Origin of the sequence: Paenibacillus aceris (assembly GCF_017874035.1) — a bacterium.
Lineage (GTDB): Bacteria > Bacillota > Bacilli > Paenibacillales > NBRC-103111 > Paenibacillus_E > Paenibacillus_E aceris.
Genome location: NZ_JAGGKV010000021.1, coordinates 99,868 through 116,890, shown reverse-complemented (window position 1 = coordinate 116,890; position 17,023 = coordinate 99,868). Strand labels below are relative to the sequence as shown.

Annotated in this window: 22 protein-coding genes; all 22 read right to left on the bottom strand. The window is 51.5% G+C overall.

Going from position 1 to position 17,023, the window contains the following annotated elements:
* Positions 1-378: 378 nt before the first annotated feature.
* A complete protein-coding gene (locus J2Z65_RS27855) occupies positions 379-591 on the bottom strand; it encodes a DUF1642 domain-containing protein (protein WP_167068692.1) in 213 nt (70 codons plus the stop codon).
* A 47-nt stretch (positions 592-638) separates the two neighbouring features.
* The gene (locus J2Z65_RS27850) at positions 639-1,391 is read right to left on the bottom strand and encodes a YwmB family TATA-box binding protein (RefSeq protein ID WP_167068696.1); all 753 of its coding nucleotides are present in this window, start codon (positions 1,389-1,391) and stop codon (positions 639-641) included.
* Positions 1,392-1,477: 86 nt separating this feature from the next.
* Positions 1,478-3,001 (bottom strand): amino acid permease, encoded by a 1,524-nt coding sequence (locus J2Z65_RS27845; RefSeq protein ID WP_167068698.1) that lies wholly within the window; start codon positions 2,999-3,001, stop codon positions 1,478-1,480.
* A gap of 64 nt (positions 3,002-3,065) precedes the next feature.
* On the bottom strand, positions 3,066-3,194 hold the full coding sequence (locus J2Z65_RS35800) for a hypothetical protein (protein WP_275691094.1): 129 nt from the start codon (positions 3,192-3,194) through the stop codon (positions 3,066-3,068).
* Positions 3,195-3,235: 41 nt separating this feature from the next.
* Positions 3,236-4,102, bottom strand: coding sequence for an ethanolamine ammonia-lyase subunit EutC (gene eutC, locus J2Z65_RS27840; RefSeq protein WP_167068701.1), 867 nt, complete (start codon positions 4,100-4,102; stop codon positions 3,236-3,238).
* Positions 4,103-4,115: 13 nt separating this feature from the next.
* Complete coding sequence (locus J2Z65_RS27835; RefSeq protein ID WP_167068704.1) at positions 4,116-5,477, bottom strand: ethanolamine ammonia-lyase subunit EutB; 1,362 nt, start codon at positions 5,475-5,477, stop codon at positions 4,116-4,118.
* Between the two features lie 17 nt (positions 5,478-5,494).
* Complete coding sequence (locus J2Z65_RS27830) at positions 5,495-6,952, bottom strand: ethanolamine ammonia-lyase reactivating factor EutA (RefSeq protein ID WP_167068707.1); 1,458 nt, start codon at positions 6,950-6,952, stop codon at positions 5,495-5,497.
* 7 nt (positions 6,953-6,959) lie between these two features.
* A complete protein-coding gene (locus tag J2Z65_RS27825; protein ID WP_167068710.1) occupies positions 6,960-7,562 on the bottom strand; it encodes an ANTAR domain-containing response regulator in 603 nt (200 codons plus the stop codon).
* Positions 7,559-9,004, bottom strand: coding sequence for a sensor histidine kinase (locus tag J2Z65_RS27820; protein WP_167068713.1), 1,446 nt, complete (start codon positions 9,002-9,004; stop codon positions 7,559-7,561). Before J2Z65_RS27820 ends, J2Z65_RS27825 begins: the two co-directional genes overlap by 4 nt.
* A gap of 25 nt (positions 9,005-9,029) precedes the next feature.
* Positions 9,030-9,470 carry a EutP/PduV family microcompartment system protein gene (locus tag J2Z65_RS27815; protein ID WP_167068715.1) on the bottom strand — a complete coding sequence of 147 codons (441 nt, stop codon included), beginning with the start codon at positions 9,468-9,470 and terminating at the stop codon, positions 9,030-9,032.
* Between the two features lie 4 nt (positions 9,471-9,474).
* Positions 9,475-9,816, bottom strand: coding sequence for a BMC domain-containing protein (locus J2Z65_RS27810; RefSeq protein ID WP_167068718.1), 342 nt, complete (start codon positions 9,814-9,816; stop codon positions 9,475-9,477).
* Positions 9,792-10,100 (bottom strand): EutN/CcmL family microcompartment protein, encoded by a 309-nt coding sequence (locus tag J2Z65_RS27805; RefSeq protein ID WP_167068721.1) that lies wholly within the window; start codon positions 10,098-10,100, stop codon positions 9,792-9,794. Before J2Z65_RS27805 ends, J2Z65_RS27810 begins: the two co-directional genes overlap by 25 nt.
* A 6-nt stretch (positions 10,101-10,106) precedes the next feature.
* On the bottom strand, positions 10,107-10,934 hold the full coding sequence (locus J2Z65_RS27800) for a hypothetical protein (RefSeq protein WP_167068724.1): 828 nt from the start codon (positions 10,932-10,934) through the stop codon (positions 10,107-10,109).
* Complete coding sequence (gene pduL, locus J2Z65_RS27795) at positions 10,897-11,736, bottom strand: phosphate propanoyltransferase (RefSeq protein ID WP_167068727.1); 840 nt, start codon at positions 11,734-11,736, stop codon at positions 10,897-10,899. Before pduL ends, J2Z65_RS27800 begins: the two co-directional genes overlap by 38 nt.
* Before the next feature lie 3 nt (positions 11,737-11,739).
* Positions 11,740-12,027, bottom strand: a complete 288-nt coding sequence (locus J2Z65_RS27790) for a BMC domain-containing protein (RefSeq protein ID WP_145668697.1) — start codon at positions 12,025-12,027, stop codon at positions 11,740-11,742.
* A gap of 18 nt (positions 12,028-12,045) precedes the next feature.
* On the bottom strand, positions 12,046-13,548 hold the full coding sequence (locus J2Z65_RS27785) for an acetaldehyde dehydrogenase (acetylating) (RefSeq protein WP_193581171.1): 1,503 nt from the start codon (positions 13,546-13,548) through the stop codon (positions 12,046-12,048).
* The gene (locus J2Z65_RS35795) at positions 13,545-14,051 is read right to left on the bottom strand and encodes a BMC domain-containing protein (RefSeq protein ID WP_167068730.1); all 507 of its coding nucleotides are present in this window, start codon (positions 14,049-14,051) and stop codon (positions 13,545-13,547) included. The genes J2Z65_RS27785 and J2Z65_RS35795 overlap by 4 nt, the downstream gene beginning before the upstream one ends.
* A gap of 17 nt (positions 14,052-14,068) precedes the next feature.
* Positions 14,069-14,734: an ethanolamine utilization microcompartment protein EutL gene (gene eutL / locus J2Z65_RS27775; protein ID WP_167068733.1), complete on the bottom strand. Its 666-nt coding sequence runs from the start codon at positions 14,732-14,734 to the stop codon at positions 14,069-14,071.
* 143 nt (positions 14,735-14,877) lie between these two features.
* A complete protein-coding gene (locus J2Z65_RS27770; RefSeq protein ID WP_167068736.1) occupies positions 14,878-15,264 on the bottom strand; it encodes an iron chaperone in 387 nt (128 codons plus the stop codon).
* A gap of 182 nt (positions 15,265-15,446) precedes the next feature.
* Positions 15,447-15,737, bottom strand: a complete 291-nt coding sequence (locus tag J2Z65_RS27765; protein WP_167068739.1) for a type II toxin-antitoxin system RelE family toxin — start codon at positions 15,735-15,737, stop codon at positions 15,447-15,449.
* Positions 15,721-15,999 (bottom strand): hypothetical protein, encoded by a 279-nt coding sequence (locus tag J2Z65_RS27760; RefSeq protein ID WP_167068742.1) that lies wholly within the window; start codon positions 15,997-15,999, stop codon positions 15,721-15,723. Before J2Z65_RS27760 ends, J2Z65_RS27765 begins: the two co-directional genes overlap by 17 nt.
* Before the next feature lie 132 nt (positions 16,000-16,131).
* Complete coding sequence (locus tag J2Z65_RS27755; RefSeq protein WP_167068744.1) at positions 16,132-17,001, bottom strand: NAD-dependent epimerase/dehydratase family protein; 870 nt, start codon at positions 16,999-17,001, stop codon at positions 16,132-16,134.
* Positions 17,002-17,023: the final 22 nt, after the last annotated feature.

Here is a 17,023-nt window from a genome sequence, read left to right as displayed (position 1 = left end):
CGTCCTGAGCCAGGATCAAACTCTCCATAATAGAAAAGCTTAATTGTACTCATTGACTTGCTAGCGAGATTATACAATCTCATTTATAGTCGATTACTCGACTGTGCTTTACTCACTCGTTGTTCAGTTTTCAAAGATCAATTTCTTTCGTTCACCGCCGCGTTACCGAAGCAGCGAAATGTAATATACCATACTATGTTTCATTGTGCAACTCTTTTTTTAAATTCTTTTTTCGAGCTGCTTTTCACCAGCTTGTCTTGCGACATCTTGCGGCCGGAATGACAATATAACATGTCCCGCAAGCAGAATGCAACTGTTTTATTTTTCCAATAATACAACAAAAAACACCCGCCTCTAGAGCAAGTGTTAGGACTCGTTTTATCCATCATGCACGGTATAGCTATTGACGATTGCCGCCGCGAACGTTACGCGGTTATTACGAAAGAAGTGAAATAAAATGCGTGCCTCCGGAGATTCATCATCATACTTAGGGAAGTTAAAGAAATCGTCGTCTGCCCATCCTTCGCGTCGCAAGTTTTCAATGGATTCGGCAATAATACCTGGAATGACCGGTTTCGTTATCGTTGACATATTCTCACTCCTCAGCGTTATTTTAAAGTTCATATATGGACTGAGAGCTAGTACTCCATAGTGATAATCGGTGTACCTGCTGTAAGCCGCCATTTGCCTGTCGTTGATTCTTGATGCAGAGCAAGCTGCAGATTCACTGTTTGATTACCGCTTTTGATGGATGTTTGAAACTCGTCAGAGGCCAGAGACAAGCTAATCGTCTTTGGATCGCTATAGCTTTCTACGGTTTTACCTTTGAGCGCTTGAGCTATCTCTTGAACAAGATCACTGGTACTATTTTGCCGTGACTGCTGCTGCTCCTTTACAAATCCTTGCACCATCACATTCCATTGCCCTTGAATGCCTAGTTTCTTTAATTGATCACCCGCCCGCTCCTGCCAGTTCATCAGATCGGATTGCTCAGCATGTTCAGAAGCGTCTAATCGCAGTACGACATAACATTCATTAGAGCCTTCTGGACTTGCTACGGTTAAAGTAACTAAAGCGCCGGGTGCGGCCTCCTTTTTCGCTGAATACACGGAATGAGAATTGGACTCGCTCAAGTTCTCTTCTTGAGGAATATCGAAGGCTAGAGAAAGTTTCTTGCCAGCTTGCAGCATTTTGGAGTCGCTGCCGGCGCATGTTCCATAGTAACCCGTATATTTGAAGGTTATTTGCTGCTGACTCATCATATATGGTTTAACCGTATTCAAAAGTTGAAGTGCTTCTTGCTCACTGCGAGCATCCGCATGACGAACCCAGCCAAATATAATACCGATAATTGCTACTGCGATAATGGCTCTAATCCAACTTTTCTGCATATAAAAAGGCACCTCTTCACTAGAATCTTCAACTCTAGTAAAAAGGATGCCCAAATCTAGCAAATGCTAAACACTTCAGAGAAAGGCTATTCCAACTCTTTTTCCCGGCGTAAAATTTCCTCCATGGACTTGTTAAGGGCGGCCTGCGGGCCTGGGAAGTGTTTTTTGTAATAGGTCAAATCCATAATGACAAGGAGAATAAGCATTCCCGCTACAGCGTAACCGGCCATTTGGTTCGGAGGGATGACCATGATGATACAAATAAAGACAATCCAAAGCAGCGCGACTACGGAGATCAATGTGCTGTATGTTCCTAGATTCCAAGGCCCGAGATGTTTAGTTTGAAATCTGCCCTCGGCTTTAGCCCGCAGCTTCAGGTAAATCGGTATGCCATAAGCGACATAAAGGCCAACAACGCTAACAGCCGTCAGGAACGCAATGGTCGTATACGTTGCATCCGGGTTCACCATTTTGATGAGATAGTCGATGAAAGCGAGCAGGAAGGACAGGATGATAGCCAGCCAAATGGCTTTGGCAGGGGTGCGGTACTTCTTGGAGATTTGCGCCCATTGTGAGCTCAGCGGCATTCCTTTGTCCCTAGAGAAAGCATACATCATACGGGAAAAAGAGGTAATCGATGCGAGTCCGCAGAACCACATCGCCGCGGTGACCAGCCATAAAATGACGGAACCGAACGTGCCGCCCAGCGCTTCGCTGATCACATAGATGAACGCATTGCTGGAGCTGGCAGCTGCCCCGGCATCCTTGATGGACAAAGTGACAAAAGCAAGCATGATGAAGCCGATGACAAAGGAATAAGCAACGGATGTAAAAATCCCCCAGGGCGCACGCACACGCGGATTGATCGTTTCCTCAATGGTATGCGCGGAAGCATCATAGCCTGTAAAAGTCCACTGCGCTTGCAAAAGTCCAATCAAAAAAGCGAACATATATGGTTTATCGGAAAAGGTTTCTCCCACTTTGAACAAATACGTGACCGGGTTTAGGCTGCCTTTGGTGAAGAAGGCGAGGGAGAGAACCAGCACCGCCACCACGGCAATGTGGTACCAAGCGGAGAAGTCGTTAAGCTTCGAAACAATCCGAATTCCTATATGGTTCAAGATCCCGTGCGAAAGCAAAATGACAGTGAAGCAAATCAGCACGGTTGTATTGCTGGACTCATAACCGAAGACGCTCGCGATCAGTGGGTCAGCGAACAGCGCAACGGAATAATCGATGCCGGCCACAATGCCGATTTGGCCGATGAGGTTGATCCAGGCCGTGTACCAGCCCCAGCGTTTGTTTTTCAAAATAGCAGCCCAATGGTACAAAGCGCCAGCCGTCGGAATGGCCGAGGCCAGTTCAGCCATGACAGCCGCTACACACATGACGAAAAACGCGACGATCGGCCAGCCAAAGCCCATCATGCCCGCTCCGCCATAGGTCAGTCCGTGGCCATATAATGAAACAGCGCCAGTCAGAATGGAAATGATGGAGAATGAGATCGCAAAGTTGGAAAACCCGCCCATACTGCGCAGCAGCTCCTGGGCATAGCCGAACTTGTTCAAATCACTTTTGTCTTTGTCGTGATGATTGGAAGACAGGCTCATCTTGACTCCTCCTCATCAGATCGTTATTCGGATCGATACGATACGTGCCTAACTCTAGCCTGTCTCATTTTCCCAAGAAGCTTTCATGCTTACTTTCATCGAATTCACGAATGCTCCGGTTCGCGATTTTAACGATCCACCCCGCAAACAAACACGTGATCACAACGATTATGATCCCAATCGCCACTCCCATTCCGTCTCCACCTCCTTTACCGAAAGACAATGACGTTCAATTTAGATCTCCAGGTTGATGCCGCTCGTCTTTTGTTCGAGCATTTTTTTCACAATGGTGCCGATATGCGCCCCGCCTTCCAGAGGAGGCGTTCCCCCGCGATGGATATTGGAAATGACCGTGCGGTCACTTTCTACCGTGCCTTTGCGTGGTTTGTAGCAAATATAAGCACTTAATGATTTGGACGAAACGAGCCCGGGCCGTTCTCCGATCAACAGCACAAGCACCTCAGGCTGCACAATTTCGCCGATGTGATCCATTACGGCAACACGGCCGCCACGAACGAAAAACGGAGTACCTGTGGATAACTTGTATGCGCTCAGCGAGTCAAGAAGGGCAGGATACACATCCGCCAGATTGGCATCTACCGCGTTGGCGCTCAGCCCATCCGATACAACGATCTGCACTTGAGGATGTTTCTTGCACTTTTGCTGAATGAGGGCGACTCCCTCCTCGGTGACGATCCGGCCCATGTCGGGGCGCTTTAAGTAGTTTTCCGTGTTCTCATACCGTGTTTCCACTGTAAACAAACCAAACTGGTCTAAAAGCGCCTGACTCGCTTCACCATAGATGGAATCGACAGCAGCGGCATGGTCACGGCGAAATTTCAGCACTTCTTTGGTGAGCGCTCTCGTTCCTGTACGCCATACACCGATCCGCGCCGGCGTGCTGGCCAGCAGCTCATTCATCCCTTCCTCCCATTTGGGATCAGGGACGTGGGACAGCGGCTCCTCTTCCACCGGAATAGGGAGTGTGTCAGGCAGAGGAGGCGCGTGATCCCCCCCTTTTGACGCTGAAATGGAAAGCTTCTTCTCCAGTTCTGCCATAACCCTATCCACCAGAGCATCGAGGGGGACTGCTTCTTTCATGCTTACACCTCTTTCACATAAATAGAGTCGGATCCCCAGCCTGCGGCGTAAGCCGGCCGTTTTCCATGATGCCCATCTTCACCAGCCATTGTTCAAATGCCGGAGCCGGCCGCAGTCTCATGAGTTCACGCAAAGTGGCTATATCGTGATAGCTGGTAGACTGGTAGTTGAGCATGCAGTCATCGGCCATAGCCACACCGATCAAGTAATTGACGCCAGCAGCGGAAAGCAGCACCGCCAAATTATCCATATCATTCTGATCCGCCTTCATATGATTGGTATAGCAAACATCAACTCCCATCGGCAATCCCTGCAGCTTGCCCATGAAATGGTCTTCCAACCCGGCGCGAATGACCTGTTTGCTATCATATAGATACTCTGGCCCTATGAAACCAACGACCGTGTTCACGATAAAAGGCTTATATCGTCTAGCAAGCCCGTAACAGCGCGACTCCAGCGTCACCTGATCAATGCCGTGATGCGCTTCGGCGGACAGCTCCGAGCCTTGGCCCGTTTCAAAATACCACAAGTTCGGTCCCGTCCCGGTGCCTTCCCGAGCGATAAGCTCGTCAGCCTCGTTCAGCAAAGCGACATCAATGCCAAAAGCTTTATTGCCGTCCTCCGTACCGGCCAAGCTCTGGAACACCATATCAGCTGGAGCGCCTTGGCGAATTGCGCGCATCTGAGTTTTGATATGAGCCAAAACGCAATTCTGCGTCGGGATCTGCCATTTCGCCATGACCTCTTTGGTCATCTGCAAAATCTGCTTCACACTGTCCGCCGAGTCGATCACTGGATTGATACCGATCACCGCATCGCCGATCCCGTAGCTTAAAGCTTCAAAGAGGGCCGCTTTAATGCCCTGAATGTTGTCAGTAGGGTGATTGGGCTGAGCCCTCCCGGCCAGCACGCCTTTTTGGCCAATCGTGATGTTGCAATGCGTCGTGATTTCCATCTTGGAGGCGGCTTGCACCAAATCGAGATTGCTCATTAATTTGGCGGCGGCAGCGACCATCTCGCTCGTTAGACCTCGGGAGAGCCGGCGTATTTCCTGATTATCCGTTTCCTGCCGCAGCAAATACTCCCGAAGCTCAGCCACCGTCCAATTGCGTAACTCGGCGTAGATCTTCTCATTCAGCGCTTCCTCGATGACTCGCGATACCTCGTCGGTTTCCGGCGGCAGCAAGGGATGGTTCCGGATATCCGCCAGCGTCAAATCGGCAAGCACCTCTTTGGCAGCGATCCTTTCTTTGACATCCCGTGCAGAGATGCCTGCAAGTTGATCGCCTGACTTCTCTTCGTTCGCTTTCGCCATTACTTCTTTCAAATCTTTGAATTGAAAAGTTGTGCCAAGCAGCGTTGTTTTCAAATTCACTGGCGGCTTTCCTCCCCTCAGGCTTTGCCTTGGAATGCCAACGTTTTGACCACCACGGGAATCATGATGCCCGAAATCGGTTCCCCTAAATCGATATAATCCCCGTGCTCGACACGGATCTGATCGATGCAAATGATCTTCGGACGCAGTCCGCAGCGTCTTGACAGGGATTGGCCGAGCGCCTTGGCGATGTCCGTTTCACAGATGATTACCATAGCCTCGCTATGAGGAAAATGACGGCTGAAGCTCGCATACAGCTGGTCGGCTGTGTACTGTAGCGATGAATAGGTCAAGTGATTCGTTCCTGACAAAGCGAGTCCGAACGGAGGCGAAAGCTCTTGATCGAATAAGCTTGCGCCGCTTCGCATGAGGGCATCAAGCAGGTCGGCCAGCTCTCCGCTCCGGGCAAGCAGTTGAGGCGATAATTCAAGCTTGAGTACAGGCAGATTGCGGATCGGCAGCAGCGTGGCATCCAAATGCACCGTAGCGCCGCTGATTTCCGTGCTCTGCATCCCCGCGCCGATGACAGTCGCTCTAACTGTCTGATCCGCCAGGGTATGGCGAATGGGATACCCTGCGGCAAGCTCTTTCCACGCTTGCGCAAGCAGAGGGCCAATATCTCCGTGCAGCGCAGCATCCGCCAAGCTCTGGGGCGAAGTCTGCGCCATCAGCAAACCGATGCCTCCGGATACCATCCATTCCTCTATAGAAGGAATCATTGCCAGTGGCGAGCCGATCATTAAAGCCCGCAGCGCCGCCCCTGGATCACGGCCGCTTAAATAGTCCATCATGCAGCGGCACATGGCTGTGCAAATTTTGTTCAGCTGTGCGAGGCTGATTCTATCGCCATCGTTCATGTTATATCCACTTGTGATCAGCCAAGGGCGTATGGATGGCGACACCTCCAGAATCGTACCGGTCGAATCGATCCGGATGAGCCTGCCGCCGACATGAAAGGTTACCGTGCCGAGCAGCTTGCCTCTTAGGAAAATCGCTGCATTCGCCGTCCCGCCGCCAATATCGATATTGGCCACTGCGCCCCGCAGCTGCAGGGAGCGCCGCTCTGCGCCGGCGCCTTTGCCGGCGAGCAGCCCTTCGAGGTCAGCACCGGCTGTCGCGACCACGAAATCCCCTGCGCGTTCTGCAAGTAGATGCAGAATGTGTTTCGCGTTTGTTTTATTCGCCGTTTCGCCGGTAATGATCACTGCGCCGGATTTGACATCCGCCGGCCCGATGCCAGCCTGCGCGTACTCCCCAGCCACGATGTCCCAAATGCGCTCCGCATGGATCTCATTGCTGCTGAGGAGCGGAGTGCTGTAAATCGGGCTGGCATACAGCAGTTCCCGCTCCGTAATCCCAAAGCGGGGAAGGCTGAGCGCGCCGGAGGAGCGTACGATTTTCAGCCGGGAAATCACCATCTTCGTCGTGCTCGTGCCAATATCAAGTCCGACACTTGTGATCCACTGGTCAGCCATATTCCGCTCACCCGCCCTGTGCCGATACGGACAACGTCTGGGTACCATCCCGGAGAATGTCCGCCGCCAGCTTGGAAAGTGGGATGCGAGTCAACATGCTCACATCGCGCATTTTGGCGTAAGCCTCCTCCTCATTCAGGGCGAAAGTCTGCATAACGATGCCTTTCGCTTTTTCAATGAGCTTGCGTTCCTCGATGGATTGCTTCAGAAGCTTGATGTCCTGTTTCAGCGAGTCCATCTTCTCCTTCTGACTGAGCGCAATCTCGACAGCCGGCAGCAAATCCACCTCCGACACCGGTTTAACCAGGAAAGCGGCCACTCCCGCCTCCCGCGCCTCCTTCACCAACTCCTTCTGGCTGTAAGCCGTCAGGAGCAGGACAGAGGTATCCTGCTGCAGCTTGCGGATAATATTGGAGGCTTTGATGCCGTTCATGAGAGGCATTTTGATGTCCATAATCGCGAGATCCGGTTTCACTCGGGCTATAAGTTCTACAGCTTCCTCGCCATTTTTGGCTTCGCCTGCGACGAAGTAACCGCCCTCTTCCAGCATTTCGCGAATATCCATGCGGATGATCGGATCATCATCAACGACGACGATCGCATTTTTCATGAGGATTCATCCTCCTTTGGCTGCGTTTTGGCTATCGGAAAAGTTAACTGAATGTTAGTCCCCCGCTCATCCGTCATAATGTCGAGAACGCCGCCCAGATTTTCTTCCACCAGTGTTTCTGTGATTTTCAAGCCAAGATGGCCTTTCCTGTCGGCATGGTTCGCAGCTTTAAAGCCGATGCCGTTATCGGATACACGGACCCGGATGAAGGTGTCGTGCTGCTGCAGAGAAACTTCGATATGACCGGCACGTCTCTCTCCGAAAGCATGCAGCACGCAGTTCTGCACAAGTTCATTAACAACAAGCGCAAGCGTCGTGGCCACATCGGACTGTAAAATAAGCTCATCTCCCGAAATCAGCGGGACGATGGTCTGGTCCGGTTTTGATGAGGAGGAGATGATATTTTTGATTATTCTGTCTACCACTTCGTTAAAGTGGATCGTTTCCAGTCCTTCAAAAGCAAGCATTTCATGAATGACGGCAATGGAATTAATGCGGTTAATGCTGTCGCGATACACTCGCTCCACTTCTTCGAGCTTCGTTCTCCTCATCTGCAGGCGGAGCAAGCTGGATACGGTTTGCAAATTATTTTTCACGCGATGATGAATCTCTTTGATGACGGCGGATTTGATCACAAGCTGTTTTTCTTTCTCTTTCATATCCGAGATGTCGCGAAGCAGAATAATACCGCCAACCTCCCGCTGCTCCCGGTATATGGACATGGCTTTCAACTCAAAAGTCACATGCCCGATTTGCAGTTCCTGATGAAGAGGCCCTGAACGGCCAAGAACAGCCAATTTCCCATAAAACAACTGGGTTATCGGGGAGCCGTTAGCGGCATCAGTCGGATGACCGATTTCCTTCAGCATGTCGAGCGCGCGCGGATTGGTGTAGGTAACCCGTTCCTTGTCATCAAAAACAAGAATGCCTTCATGCATCAGCGACTGCATACTGCCCTGCGACATCGCCACGGCTAACAGCGTTTCGCTCAGCTGTTCCGTTGTCTCCATCAGCCGGGTCACATTCTTCTCCTGCTCAAGCTTCTCGGAAATGTCCTTCTCCATGATCAAGGCGCCAATGATTTGACCGCTTTTGGAACGGATCGGCACGACGTTCTGCTGGATGGCAATCTGCTCCTGAGAGATGCCTCGCGAGCCGATTACAGATTGACCGGATAGGAGGCAGAACATGACGGCAGGTTCATTTTGCGCAAAAGCATACTGTCCAACGACCGAAGTCTTGTACAAGGAGGAGCCTCCGGAAGGGTGCGCTTCAGCAACGACGAGCGCCGAACCTTTATTAGGGAGCGGACAGTCTATGAAGACATCGGATTCCGACACATCGGCAATCAATTGCAGGTGATCCGCCATCTCTTGGATGATTCGGACTTCTTCCTCATTCAAATGCGTGTACATGCTGCACAATTCCATAATGGACGCCATGGTGAATCCCTCTTCATTTTTATGATTAGGAGCGTACGATTTGCATAATCCTCGTTCTCAGTTTGTCAATTCCCTGGCTGGACGTGGCAGAGGTGAGAAAAATCTCGCCTTCCGGCAGCGACTGCCTCAGAAGATCAATAGCTCGGTCTATATCTGCTAAGGGGTGATCGATTTTGGTCACAGCCCCTAATGTTCGTATAGCAAAACCTTGTTCAAATCCAGGGGGAAAATAGTTCCTGTCGCGCGTAGCGTCCTGTACGAGCAGAACGGCTGCGGCCTCGTGCGAGGTCGCCATCAGTGAGCGGTAATACAGCGGATTCTCGCTGTACTCGCCGGGCGTATCGATCACCCAGTCCCGATAGATGAGACTTTGCGTTTTGGCGGCGGGCTGGGACTCCCCGAACAAGGCTTGGATTAACGTTGATTTGCCTGCTCCGACGGCACCGATGATCATCACTTTTTTCATAACCTTACGACCTCGTGATCGGTGCCGTCGAAAATTTCAGCTTCTCCAGCAAAAATACATTCACGGCGGCAATCGCCATCTCCACAGCAGCAACTTCTCCTGTAAGCACCAGCGAGCCGGTGAACCGGTCCAAATAGCCGATGCCCACGTCGGCCGCTTTGGTCGCAACGTCCGCAGCAATAATGGCTGTCTCCGTCGGTGTCAGCGTAAGGATCCCGATCGCACTTCTCTCCTCGATGCCAAGCTTCATATACAACACCGGATCTGGATTCGCAATCACATGAGCCAGTGTCAGCTGCTTGCCCGGGACGTATTCCTGAATCACTCTCTGTTTCTGCTCTTCCATGCTTCCTCCTCGGCTTCCTTCGTGACCTCGAAGCTGTCTACAATGCCGACGATCATCGCGTCGATGGGAACCATTTTGTCCTTGAACAACGTTCTGGCCGGACTGCCCCGGGAGACGATCACATTTTCACCAACGCCTGCTCCAATGCGGTCTGCGGCAATGAGCGGCGTGCCGGCTTCGCGGCCTTTGAAATCCATCGGCTGGATCACGAGCAGCTTCAGGTTGTCCATGCCCGCTTCTTTCTGCGTCGCCCATACACTGCCGATGACTTTTCCATAAAACATAGAACCTCACCCTTCGGCGATATATTCGATCGTGATGCCCCGATCTTTCAGCATGTCTTGCGCCAACGCGGAAATGATCGTTTGCTTACCTACTCGCAGCGAGCCGAAGGATTGGTTTCGCAGCTCACGCGTGATCCATTCCGCCGAGACCAGTCTTCCATCGTAGACGACGGTGGCGTATTCAGGTGTTGGTGCGGCAGGTGATACAGATGCGGCGCCCTCAGCTGTGGGAGCTGTGGGAGTTTGCGGAGTTTCGGCGCGGATTGTGCTCACAGCCTTTTCGGCAAGCAGCTTCATCGGGGCGAATTCGACGCCGTACATCTGGAGCTCCATTTTGTAATAATCAAAAAGATTGCGATACGGGGTGGGCAGCGTTAGGGTTTGGAGCGTCCGGCGGTCGGCCCTTTTAAGCCCTGAGATGTCCTCGCCGATGAGGACAAATTTATGTTGAACCAATGCAGCAAAAATGATCTCAGAGACGATCGTCCCTTTCATGCCGAGGGCTGCCCTCGCCGCATTATCCAAATCGATTTCCGGGATCACGATGCCTTCGTACTCAAGCGGCACCTCCAGAGGGGCCGGAGCGAACTCGTCAGAGGCAATCGTTTTGCCTCGGCCACCGCATTCAATCTTGTGCTTGCCGAGCCAGCAGGAGGCTTCGCCGTCCAGAAACATAAGATCATGGTCAATGCCGTGAATATTTAATGTGATAAAATGATCGGTAAAAGCCTCATGCGCTGTGCTGTCGTAAAAGAGGTAGAGCACTTTCGGTCTTGTGACCTGCTGTGCCAAAAGCTCACGAATGATCGCTTCGACCATCTGCTTGATCTCCACTTAAGTAGGGCCTCCTTTCAGCATTCGCGATAACACCGTTCTTTCGAATGATCTGAACCGTGTCGCCTGAACTTAAATGGGCTGCATTCGCCTCATCCCTGTCAATATGGAAATCCAGCGAAAACGGCGGACTCACCCTCACCGTCACATCGGCAAAAATGACCGGCCGCTTCCCCATCGCTTGCAGCATGATGCGGTCCCCATGTTTGAGCTGCAGCTGCTGGGCTTCTTCCGGAGACGCATGCACGTGATTTTGAGCGATGATCAACCCTTGGGACAAGGTGATGGTTCCCCTAGGGCCAATCATGGTAATTCCTGGTGTGCCCGCCAGCTTGCCGGACAGCCGGACCGGGGGATGAATGCCAAGCTCGAATCCGTCCGTACGCGAGATCTCCACTTGGGTCTCTCCTCTTGAAGGACCCAGGATCCGGACATCGGTGATACTGCCTTTCGGACCTTGGAGCGTCACCGTTTCCTTAGCGGCAAATTGCCCCTTCTGAGACAACTCGCGTAGAGGAGTTAGTTTATGTTCACTTCCAAACAAACGTTCTATGTGATTGAGCGAGAGGTGCACATGCCGGTTGGAGACACCTACGGGAATGAGGTTGGGTGACGGTGACGCCTCCAAATGCAAAGGCGGATTGCTGATTTGCTCGGGCGCTACACGCCGCAAAGGAATGCCCCGCTCCTTCAGGAAATCAGCGGCTGCCGGGGTTAGCTTATCCCCCTCCATGACCGGAAACGGATTCGGCAGGCCTTTGATCAGCAGCGCGCGCAGTTGCGTTTCCGTAATGAGCGCCATATTTTACCCTTCAAGTTTAGGAAGAATGAACTCAATATCCGAATGCGGACGAGGGATCACGTGCACCGATACCAGCTCTCCCACCTTCTCCGCCGCTGCCGCCCCTGCATCTGTAGCCGCTTTGACAGCGCCGACATCTCCCCTGACCATAACCGTTACCAACCCGCCGCCAACATGCACTTTCCCGACCAATCTCACATTCGCCGCCTTTACCATCGCATCTGCCGCTTCAATTGAACCTACCAAGCCCCTCGTTTCTACTAAACCTAATGCAGCCAATTCACCTGCCATTGCGATCTCCTCCTTGGGTTATTTCAGTTGCATCTCGGAAAGGACGTTCCTGATGATCTGCGCAACTTCCTCGCGCGTAATACCAAGCTGATTGGTGCTGATTAAGCTGTCCGCCGCCTTATGTACGACTTGCTCAGGCTCGGAATTGGGTACAGACTCCTTTGTCTCAGGCATTTCCTTGATGCCAAAAGCAACTCGCTTGATATTCAGCAAATGCTGCGGCCCGATATTGTCCGATGTGATGTTATTGCCGAAGGTCCCGCAGCCAAGTGTCATGGAGGGGAAAATCCCGGTCGTGGCACCTATTCCGCCGAAAGTTGTTCCTGTGTTAACTACAATGCGCGATGCCGGCTTTTCCAGTCCGAACGCTTCAATGACGGTTAGATCTTCGGCATGTATGCCGAGGGTATGGCCGAGTCCTCCGAGTGTAAGAAGCTGGATGCACCTTTGGCAGCCCTCCTGCCAGTCGTTCACCGTATATAAAGCAAGCACAGGGCAAAGTTTTTCCATGGAAAAAGGGTAATTGTGCCCGACCTCCGTCTCTTCGGCGATTAACATCTGGGCATTTTCCGGGACGGTGATGCCGGCCTTGCCCGCGATGTCCTGTGGCGGACGGCCGACGATCTGCGGATTCATCCCTTTATTGGCGATGAGGATGGAAGCAACCTTTGTTTTCTCTTGTGTATGAAGAAAGTAGGCTCCTTGTCGTTTTAATTCTTCAATTAGGGCTGGTTTAATCGCTTGATCCACGACGAGCGCTTGCTCGGAAGCGCAAATCGTTCCATAGTCGAAGGTTTTGCTTTGAATAATGCGGCTCACCGCCTGCGAGATGTTCGCACTGCGGTGGACGTACACCGGCACATTGCCGGGCCCGACACCGTAAGCGGGTTTGCCGGAGCTGTAGGCGGCCTTCACCATGGCCGTTCCGCCTGTTGCCAAGATGAGATCCGTCCACTTGTGCCGCATCAGCTCCCCGCTCGCCTCCAATGACGGATGCGAGAGGCAGTGAATGAGCCCAGGCGGGGCTCCCGCTGTCTCTGCCGCTTCCCGCATAACAGCTGCGGACTCCAATGAGCAGCGCAGCGCTGAGGGATGCGGAGAGATTACGATCGCATTCCGTGCTTTCAGAGCAATCATGCATTTGAAAAAGATGGTGGAGGTTGGGTTCGTTGAGGGAATGATCGCCGCAATGGTTCCGACGGGCTGGGCGATTTCCCAAACCTGCTTGGCCTCGTCCTTGCGGATGATACCGACCGTTTGCATGTCCTTTATTGCCGAGTAGACGTCCCTTGCGACGAAAAGATTTTTGGCCTTCTTATCGGCGGCCTTCCCGAAGCCCGTCTCTTGGACGGCCATAGCTCCCAGCCGCTCTGCTTCCTGCTCCGCCGCTCGGGCCATAGCGGTTACGATGGCATCGATTTGCGGCTGCGTCATTTTTTCCAGGAGCTTTTGGGCTGCCTTTGCCTCTTGAAGATGGCCCCGGACCTCCTGGATCGCCAGTAAATCAGTGTCCAGCTTCATGTGGGCGGTTCGCCTCCTTCAGCCGTTAGTTCCGTGAATAGCCGGATCAATTCCGCTTTGCTAACCAACTGGATATCGCGACCGGAAAGCGGGAACTTCGATGTGCTATGGGCAAGCTCCCGGAGCTGGGCTACCGTCATTTTGTTCCAGTTTGTTGTCGTTGCAGGAGGCTCTTCCTGTTTCCGCGTTTCTGGTGCAGAAGCTTGGGGTGGATCCTTCCGTCCGATACCCTGCAGCATCGTATAGACCGAGGGGTCAGGGCGTGGAATCACCTGTGTGCCGAGCAGCTTGCCCACTCTTGTCGCTTCTGCAGCCCCAGCATCTACAGCCGCTTTGACTGCTGCCACATCGCCCCATATATAAACCGTTACGATGCCCGCATCTACTTTCTCGTACATCGTGACCTTGACATCCGCCGTTTTCGCTGCAGCATCAGCCGCTGCAATCAGTGCCGGCAAGCCGTAAGTTTCAATCATGCCTAAGGACAACTTCTGTCCATCCATTACGGTACACCCGCCTCTTAATAGCCTATTCTCTTCGGATCTCTGGCGATGCTTCGAACGGCTTCCGCAAACGCCTCTGCTGCCGCCGTACAAGCCGATTGACTGCCTGTCAGCAATGCTCCCGCAAAATTCGTCTCCGTCGGCGGACCGTAGAATTTGCACATGCGCACATCGGCGGCTTTGAGTGCAGCATCCAGGCCGTAGACGGCTTCTAACGGCGGAGCAATTAAATAAGCAAGCGGCTCGCCTTCCTGGATCTCCGCCTCTTTGGAGAGATACGAGCCTGTGCGGGATACCACATGCGCATAGTACGCGTGTGTGGCTTCGGCATTCAGCGCGTAGAAGCAAGCGCCGGTCTCCATCACTTGGATGGCGGCGTCCAGCCCGCTTCTCACCTCATCCGGCGAAGCGCCGCCGATGATGCCGATGAATTCACCGGACAGCGGCCCCGATGCATGGCCCGATCCCGCATAGAATGAGCGGGCATACACCACCTCCACCGCTGCATTCTTCGTCGCTTCATCGATTGCGGTGTAGCCTACATCGTCGATGGATGAGGTCAGGAGGCCAAGACTGCGGAGGCCGGGCTTCAGCTCCAGCTGCTGCGCGAGCCCGGCGTCGACGTTAGGGATGATCCGGACGGCAAGCGGTACAGCGCGTATCGGTATTTCGTTAGAGCTCACTCCCTTCACCTCTCCGCCTGGATTGAAAGCAAAAAGGTGCCCCGGTTCGGAGAACGCTCGACGTTCTTGGACCTGAGGCACCTTTGCCTGTTTTATGCTTTTGTTAATGGATATGCGGTAGGTGGTGGGGATATGCTTAATTATTACTTCTTCCCCGCACGCTTCGCCTTCGCCTTCTCCAAATTCCGAGCAACCCTGTACTTCACTATCCTGCCAATCAATTCATAAGGTATTGGCTTTCCTAAAGGAAATTGCAAAGTCCCTTTCGACGAATGATACTCTGCCACTTCATCTTGGAACTCGTTAATCCCGTCCGGTGCTGGGTAGAATCCGATATGATTTTTAAAAGCTGCAAAATGCACCAAATTCCCATGCTGCTCGAAAGTAGGCATTGCATAACTAATCTTTTCCTTAGCATCCGGTGCGGACTCCTTGATGACTTCTCTTAGCTTTTGAAGTATTTCCTGAACCTCTGGCGAAAATGTTGAGATGTATTCATCAATGGATGAGAACGTGATTTTTTCCTTCATGGTTTCTCCTTTTTATAGGCGCTTTAGTTCCCGATTGTCATGTTATTACCAGTATATCACAGCAATCATGAATTAAACGGAGGCTGCATTTTCTCTACTTCAACCAACAAAAAAAGAAAACCCAAAAGCTCATTTAGCCTCTAGGCTTTCTTTTTTGTAGTTTCTCAGAAGTACAGCTTTGTTTACTTCTTCCAATACATATTTTCACGCTTATGCTTAATTCCATCTATCCAAACAATTGATTTATCTTCCTCAACCTCAAATATGAGAATGTCTTGATAAAGGCCAAGTCTCGCCCAATATCCTTTTAATTTACCAAATGATATTTGTTTCGCCGTAAGTGTCGGCGTAAAGGAAAGTCGCTGGATAGATTCGAGATAGATACTTTCCTTAACTTCAGGTGGATAAGCCCGTATACTAGCTAGTTCAATTAGAGCCGTTTGCGACCAATATACTTTATAAACTTTCTCCACGCTCAAACTCCTTCATCTTGATACGGAGATAATCCAGCCCTTCTTGCTCGCCATAGACTCGTCCGGCGTTTCGATCTTCACGGCTTTTTTGAATCATATAGAAGACATCATCATCTTCAGAAAGAGCTTTGATATCCAATTGCTGAGCAGCTTCACGTTCTCGCTTCATGTTCAAGTAACCAATAAAATCAAGCACTTCCATAGCATCTTGTTCAGGAATACGGTCGATCAAACGTTTCAACTCTTCACGATTCACGCTCATCTGTTACACCGCCTTTATATTACTTTTACCATTATACCACACCCCAGTAACAACTAATCACTTGTTTTCCCTTACAAGCCTACCCCGATTTCAAAAAAAGCCAACCCCCTAAAGGATTGGCCGCTCTTCTCATTACTGCTCCATCAACTTAATTTGAGGCTCCCAGCCCAACAATCTTTTCGCCTTCGCGTTGGAAATGAGAGATGCTCTTCCCTCAAGCGGGGAGCGAATTTCTTTGACGCCTGGAAGGTATTTTTCGACTAGCTCACGAGTTAGTCGATTCGACGAGCTATCATCCGCTGCAATGATTAACGCCTCCGCGCCAAGTCCATCGACTTCAATCGCTTTGAGACAAGCAGAAGCCACGTCCCTTGCATCGATGTAAGACCACAGGATGCGCAAACGCGCGTCCGTATTGTCGAAATTAGCTTTCAGCTGCTCATAGCTCTCGGGCACAAGAATATTTCCTAATCGGAAACTAACCACTTGCATCCCGGTACGCCGGTGAAACGCCTGCGCGGTTACTTCGTTCACGACCTTGGACAAGCCATAACTGTCCTCGGGCAACTGTGGATGCTCTTCATCAATCGGGAGATACTGAGGCTCGAAAAACTCACTGGCAAAACAAATGCCATAAGACGACTCACTCGACGCGAGCACGACTTTACCGATGCCTAAGTTGGCTGCAGCCTCCAAAATATTGTAGGTACTCATCACATTATTACGGAAGCATACATCATTCGTGTGTGTATAGGCTTGAGGGATAGCGGCAAAATGCACAATACCCACCACCTCTTTACGATTGCCAGTACTAAATTGTGATATCGCATTATGTACCTGACCCAAATCATTGAGATCGGTAATAATCGTCCGACAAATCGGCTCCGCTGGAGCCTTCACGTCCAAATTAATGACATCGTAGTTATTTTCTACAAAATGCTTTAAAATCCACTGGCCAGCTTTCCCGCTGCCGCCAGTTACAATGATCCGCTTTTTTTCCATGAATCTTTAATCCTCCTTAGGT